The organism is Sphingomonas sp. Ant H11 (assembly GCF_000797515.1).
GTDB lineage: Bacteria > Pseudomonadota > Alphaproteobacteria > Sphingomonadales > Sphingomonadaceae > Sphingomonas.
The window spans coordinates 1-4,168 of record NZ_JSBN01000116.1; the positions used below are offsets into that span (position 1 = coordinate 1).

The 4,168-nt window shown below is 65.5% G+C and carries 2 protein-coding genes and 2 pseudogenes; 3 read left to right on the forward strand and 1 reads right to left on the reverse strand.

The annotated features are described in order from the left end of the window. Window positions 1-93: 93 nt before the first annotated feature. Window positions 94-853: pseudogene (locus NW75_RS18290) on the reverse strand (class I SAM-dependent methyltransferase). A 210-nt stretch (window positions 854-1,063) separates the two neighbouring features. Between NW75_RS18290 and mutM the strand changes: the two are divergent. The 3 genes and pseudogenes from mutM to dnaA all read left to right on the forward strand — a co-directional run bounded on the left by mutM (window position 1,064) and on the right by dnaA (window position 4,115). Then, window positions 1,064-1,872, forward strand: a pseudogene (gene mutM, locus NW75_RS18295) (bifunctional DNA-formamidopyrimidine glycosylase/DNA-(apurinic or apyrimidinic site) lyase). 92 nt (window positions 1,873-1,964) lie between these two features. After that, complete coding sequence (gene rpsT / locus NW75_RS18300; protein ID WP_033966658.1) at window positions 1,965-2,228, forward strand: 30S ribosomal protein S20; 264 nt, start codon at window positions 1,965-1,967, stop codon at window positions 2,226-2,228. Window positions 2,229-2,744: 516 nt separating this feature from the next. Further along, entirely contained in the window at window positions 2,745-4,115 is a 1,371-nt protein-coding gene (dnaA, locus tag NW75_RS18305; RefSeq protein ID WP_137902510.1) for a chromosomal replication initiator protein DnaA, read from the forward strand. Window positions 4,116-4,168: the final 53 nt, after the last annotated feature.

Here is a 4,168-nt window from a genome sequence, read left to right on the forward strand (position 1 = left end):
TGGGGCAGGGCGTTGGTCGCCCTCACCCTCCCACTCGACTGCGTCGAGCGGGCCCCTCCCTCTCCGTTGGGAGAGGGGTTTCAGCGCACTGCATCAAATCTTCCACCCGTGGTGGATCGCGACCAGCCCGCCCAGCATCGGCTCGACCCCGGTCTGCACGAAGCCCGCGTCGCGGATCATGCCTTCGAAAGTCGGCATGTCGGGGAAACGGCGAATCGATTCGATCAAATAGCGATAGCGTCGGCATCCTGCGCCAGCAACTTGCCGAGCTGCGGCACCACCTTGTGGGAATAGACGTCATAGACATCGGCGAAGCGGGCCACAGCGTGGTCGAGAACTCCAGGCAATAGAAGCGCCCGCCGCGGCGCAGCACGCGGTGCGCCTCGCGGAGCGCCTTGGGGATGTCGGTCACGTTGCGGATACCGAAGGCGATCGTATAGGCGTCGAAAAAGCGGTCGGGGAAGACCAGCGTCTCGGCATTGGCCTCGGTCCATACCAGGCCATCAATGCCGCGCTTGGCGGCGCGTTCCATGCCGACTTCCAGCATTTGCGGGTTGATGTCGGCGACGGTCACGCTCGCGCCCGATTCGGCCAGGCGGAAGGCGATGTCGCCGGTGCCGCCCGCCATATCGAGGATCTGCTCGCCCGCGCGCGGCTTCACGCGGCGGACGAAGCGATCCTTCCACAAACGGTGCATCCCGCCCGACATCGCGTCGTTCATGATGTCGTAGCTGCGCGCCACGCTCGAAAACACGCCGCCGACGCGCGCGGTCTTTTCGGTGGCGGGGATGTCTTCATAGCCAAAGGAGACGGTGCCGGGGGCGGTATCGGAGCCGGATTGGGTGTCGGTCATGCCGCCCGCTCTAGCCGAGCGAAGCGGCGGCGCAAACCACTGCATGGCGGATGGGTCAAATTGTCACGTGGCGGCGATTCCTGTTCGCGCCTTCGCGTCTTCGCGTGAGAAAGAAGGCGCATTGCCCGCGAAGGCGCGAAGGAAGGACGTGTCATCAGCCAGAGCGCGGGCTGTCGTTGACCCCTGGCACCGTTCGGGCGAAAGCGGGGAATGCCTGAGCTCCCCGAAGTCGAAACCACCGTGCGCGGTCTGCGGCCCGTGCTGGAGGGGCAGCGCATCGCGCTGGTCCAGCTCCGCCGCCCGGACTTGCGGCACCCCTTTCCGGCCGATCTCGGCCAGCGTCTGACCGGGGCGACGGTCACCGGGCTTAGCCGACGCGCCAAATACGGGCTGATCGAAACCGATCGCGGCGACACCATGGTGTTCCATCTCGCATGTCGGGGCGTTGGCGCGTCGACCCCAGCGAGGTGCTGCCGCACGATCATTTGATTCTCGAAACCGCGACGCAGCGGTTGGCGCTCAACGATGCGCGGCGCTTCGGCTCGGTCGATCTGCTGGCGACGACCGCGCTCGCCGACTTTCCCGCCTTCAAGGCCTTGGGGCCGGAGCCGCTCGGCCCCGAGCTGACCGCCGCGTACCTGCACGCGGCGCTTGCCGGGCGGATCGCGTCGATCAAGCTGCTGTTGCTCGATCAGCGAATCGTCGCCGGGCTCGGCAACATCTATGTCTGCGAGGCGCTCCACCTTGCGGGCATTTCGCCCAAGCGCGGCGGGGGCGAGCTGTCGCGCGCCAAGCTCGAGCGACTCGTCGCGGCGATTCGGTCGGTGCTGCTCTCCGCGATCGAGGCAGGCGGATCGACCCTGCGCGATTATGCGCGGCCCGATGGGGAACTCGGCTATTTCTCCAAGCAATTCCTGGTCTATGGCCGCGAGGGGCAGCCCTGCGCGTGCGGGGGCACCGTAGCGCGCTATGCCGAGGGCGGGCGCTCGACATTTTGGTGCCCAAAGTGCCAGCGGTGATTGACCAGCGCGCACGTTCTCGCTAAGGCGCACGGCTTCCGGGGCCGGGAGCTTTCTCCCGCCCTTTCTTATTTGCAGAATCAGAGGGCTTCATGGCGAACACGCCACAGGCGAAAAAGCGTATCCGTCGTAACGCCGCGCGGACACTGGTAAACGGCAACCGCACCGGTCGCATCCGTACCTTCGTCAAGAAGGTCGAGAATGCACTGGAAGCAGGCGACAAGGCCGCAGCGACCGCCGCGATGGCGCTGGTCCAGCCCGAGCTGATGCGCGGCGTCGCCAAGGGCGTGCTGCACAAGAACACCGCCAGCCGGAAGTTCTCGCGTCTGACCAAGCGCCTCTCCGCGCTGGCCTGATTCCCGCTGATTTTGCGGTAAAAACGCCCGCTGGATGCAAATCCGGCGGGCTTTTTGTCGTCGGCTGCGGAACCGCATCGCTTCCATCCCATCGCCGCGCGTTGTGCACGGAACGTTTCGGGACCCCGCGAACCCCAATTTACCGGAACCCACGGATTCACCGCGATTCGCAAAAACGACACGAAAGTGTAACGACAATATCTGTTGTGAATCAGATACTTATAAGAAATTTGACGCGAATCCGTGGCTAGATACGAGTCAATCCAGATTATTTCAAAAATCTGACAGGGGCAGGCCTTGATCGACTCGCTGCGATCTTCATAACTGGCCCTCCAACGCGCAGACCGAGCGTCTCGCGACTCAATTCGAATGGCAACGTCATGCAGGCGGTGATTCCGGCTGTGGGGGGCTTTGTCTGTGCAGTTCCGGCGGCGCGGTCTTTCACCGCGCTGTCAAACAAAGGTTTTTGGTGTGGTCGTAACGTTGAACAGGGGGGCGAGCGCAAACGGTACGAGCGTGGACGGCGTGCAGCCGGACGGTTCGGTCGACCGCGCTTGGGCCGTCGTACGGGCGCATTTGCGGGAATCGGCCGGGGCGCGGCTGTTCGACCAGTGGCTCAAGCCGATGACGCTGCTGCCCGGTCTGGACGAGGGATCGGTGCGCCTGGCGTTGCCGTCGGCGTTCATGACCAATTGGGTCCGCAACCATTATGCCGATCGTTTGCTGCAGGAATTCCGCGCGGTTCTGCCGACGGTCCGGCGCGTCTCGATCGAGACGGGCTCCGCCACCGCGGCACCCGCGCCCGCCGTGCTCACGGTCGAGTCGCTCCCGGCTGCGGTGGAAGCTCCCGTGGTGGTCGCCGATCGCCCGCCGCTTGACCCGCGCTTCACCTTCGATCGCTTCGTGGTCGATGCCTCCAACATGGTCGCCTTCAATGCCGCGCGCGCGCTGGCCGAGCCCGGCGTGCCGCGCTTCAGCCCGCTGTTCCTCCACAGCGGCACCGGGCAGGGCAAGACGCATTTGATGCACGCAATTGGTGCTGCCTATCTTGCGGCGGTGCCCGGCGCTCGCGTGCTGCTGATGTCGGCCGAGCGCTTCATGTTCGATTTCGTCCAGGCGCTGCGCAACCGCGACACGCACAGCTTCAAGACGCGGCTGCGCTCGGCCGATCTGCTGCTGGTCGACGATCTGCAATTCATCGCGGGCAAGGATTCGACGCAGGAAGAATTCTTCCACACGATCAACGAAGTGATGGGCGCGGGCAAACGCCTGGTGATCTCGGCCGACCGCTGCCCGCAGGGGCTGGACGGGGTCGAGGCACGGATCACCTCGCGCCTGTCGTGCGGGCTGGTTGCCGACATCAAGGCACCCGATCTGGCGCTGCGCCGCGCGGTGCTGGCGCGCAAGCTGGTCGATATGCCGGGTGCCAAGGTGCCCGCCGAGGTGCTCGATTTGCTGGCGTCGCGCATCACCGCCAGCATTCGCGATCTCGAAGGCGCGCTCAACCGTGTGGTGGCCTATGCGCAGCTGACCGGGGTCGAGATCGACCTCGACTTCGCCGTGGCGACGCTGGGCGACGTGTTGCGCGGGGCGGAACGGCGCGTGACGATCGATGAGATCCAGAAGGCGGTCTCGGCGCATTTCGAGCTGAAGCCGGTCGATCTGGTGTCGGCGCGGCGCGCGGTGGTGGTGGCACGGCCGCGCCAGATCGCCATGTACCTCGCCAAGCGCCTGACGACGCGATCGCTGCCCGAGATCGGCCGTAAGTTCGGCGGGCGCGACCATTCGACCGTGATCCACGCGGTGCGCCGGATCGAGGAACTGCGCGACACCGATCGCGAGATCGATACCGCCGTGCGCTATTTGCTGCGCGAGCTGGAGGGCTGATCGCTTAACCTCCCTCTCCCAGCGGGAGAGGGAAGGGGCCCGCCGCGTCAGCG

Coding starts and splice junctions, on each gene's coding strand:
- rpsT (WP_033966658.1), top strand. CDS start 1,965: ATGGCGAACACGCCACAGGCGAAAAAGCGTATCCGTCGTAACGCCGCG.